This window comes from Pseudomonas sp. FG29 (assembly GCF_057809355.1).
In genome coordinates this window covers 1-2097 of the sequence record NZ_JBMDJU010000050.1, presented here as the reverse complement: position 1 = coordinate 2097, position 2097 = coordinate 1, and the positions used below count along the sequence as shown (strand labels likewise).

The 2097-nt window shown below is 65.0% G+C and carries 2 protein-coding genes; both read right to left on the bottom strand.

Features of this window, described 5'->3' with window-relative positions; all coding sequences use genetic code 11:
* Positions 1–1639, bottom strand: a 1639-nt coding sequence (locus ACODS1_RS24080) for a condensation domain-containing protein (RefSeq protein ID WP_489087633.1), incomplete at its 3' end; no start/stop codon positions are given.
* Positions 1639–2097 (bottom strand): phosphopantetheine-binding protein (locus ACODS1_RS24075; RefSeq protein WP_489087632.1); only part of this gene is annotated, 459 nt, incomplete at its 5' end. The genes ACODS1_RS24075 and ACODS1_RS24080, both read right to left, overlap by 1 nt.

Sequence of the window (2097 nt, the reverse complement as noted above, 5' to 3'; positions counted from 1 at the left end):
GCAGCTCGCGATAGCTCAGGCGCTGCGCGCCGAACTGCAGTGCCAGGGCGTCCGGGGTTTGCGTAGCCTGCTGTTGCAGCAACGTTTGTAATTGCACGTCAGCGGGGAACGCCGCTTCGGTGGCGTTCCAGCCACCCAGCAGTTGCTCGCGTTCTGCGCCGGCCAACATCGGCAGACGCCCCACCGGGCACTGCGGGTCGGCCGCCAATGCCTTCAGCAAGTTGAGGAAGTGACCACACAGGCGCTCGATGGTGGCTGCCTCGAACAGATCACTGGCATAGGCGAACTGCCCACGCACCGCGCCCTCACGGCTCTCCTCGGTCTGCAACATCAGATCGAACTTGGCGATGCCGGTCGCCAGTTGCAGAGGTTCCATCGTCAGTGCTCCACCATCGGCAGCGGGCAGTTCGCACAAGGCATCCTGCGCGCTGGGCAAATGGTTGCAGGCCACCTGAAACAGCGGGTTGTGGCTCAGGCTACGCTCGGGTTGCAGGGCTTCCACCAATCGCTCGAAGGGCAGCTCCTGATGGGCCTGTGCCTCCAATACAGCCTGGCGTACCGCGCCGAGCAGCTCGACGAAGGAAGCCTGCTCCTCGACCTCGCCGCACAACACCTGGGTATTGACGAAAAAGCCCACCAGGCGCTCGCACTCGGCCCGACCACGGTTGGCCACCGGCACGCCGATACGCAGTTCGCGCTGGCCGCTGTAGCGCACCAGCAAGACCTCGAATGCCGCCAGCAGCACCATGAACAGGCTGGCCCCCTGGCTACGCGCCAGGCTGCGCAGCTCGCTCACCAACGCCGTGGGCAGTTGGAAGTCCAGCGTGGCGCCCCGGTAACTCTGTTCTGGCGGGCGCGGCCGGTCGCTGGGCAGGCTCAGCAGCAGCGACGGATCGCCGATGCGTTGCGTCCAATACTCGAGCTGACGCTGCTCCTCCCCCGCCGCCATCCACAGCCGCTGCCAGCGCGCATGGTCGGCGTACTGAATCGGCAACGGCGGCAGGCTGGCTTCATGACCTGTGACGCAGGCGCCATAGAGGCTGGCGAACTCATCGATCAGCACGCCCATCGACCAACCATCGGAGACGATATGGTGCAGGTTCAGCAGCAGCAGGTGCTCGCTATCGCTCAATCGCAGAAGGTGCAGGCGCAGCAACGGGCCATTGGCGAGATCGAAAGACTGCCGCGCCAACTGCTCCAGGCGCTCACGTGCGGCGGTCTCACGCGAGTCTGACGGCAGAGCGGAAAGATCTTCCTCCAGCATGGCCAGAGGCAGGGTCGGCAGGATCACCTGCAACGGCTCGCCGCCTTCCTCGCGAAACAGCGTACGCAAAGTCTCATGGCGCGCCACCAATGCCTCGAAAGCCTGGCGCAGTGCCTCTGTATCCAGCGTGCCACGCATGCGCAAGGCCGCCGGAATGTTGTAGGCCGCACTATGCGGTTCCATCTGCCAGAGGAACCACAAGCGGCTCTGCGCCGGCGACAGGGGCGCACGTTCACAGGGCTGACGCGTGATCGGCAGGCGCTCCAGGCTCACGCCCTTCTCTCGCAGTTGCTGCAGGAAGGTCAGTTGCTTTTCTTCGGGGAGCGCCGCCAGGCGTTCGGCAACGGTGCGCAGTTGTGCATCCAGCATGGTCATCAGAGGTTCTCCAGCTCGCCCAGCAATTCGTCCATCAGCTCCAGCTCGGCCTCCTGCGAGGGCGCGCTGTCCCGTTGCGCCTGCAGGTGGCTGGCCAATGCCTGGATGGAACTCAACTCGAACAACGCGTACAGCGGCAGCGTCACGCCCAGGCGATTGCGCAGGGTCATGCCGACCTGAGTCAGCAACAGCGAATGCCCGCCCAGCTCGAAGAAGTCGTCGTGGATACCGACCCGCTCGACCTGCAGCACCTGCGCCCAGATCGCCGCCAGCTCACGCTCCAGATCATTGCGTGGTGCCACGTAACCCACAGCCGAAGTACCGAACTCCGGCGCCGGCAAGGCCTTGCGATCAAGCTTGCCGTTCGGCGACAGCGGCATGGCATCCAGCACCAGGATGCGCACCGGCACCATGAACTCCGGCAACTGCTCGGCCAGCGCCTGGCGCAGTACTTCACC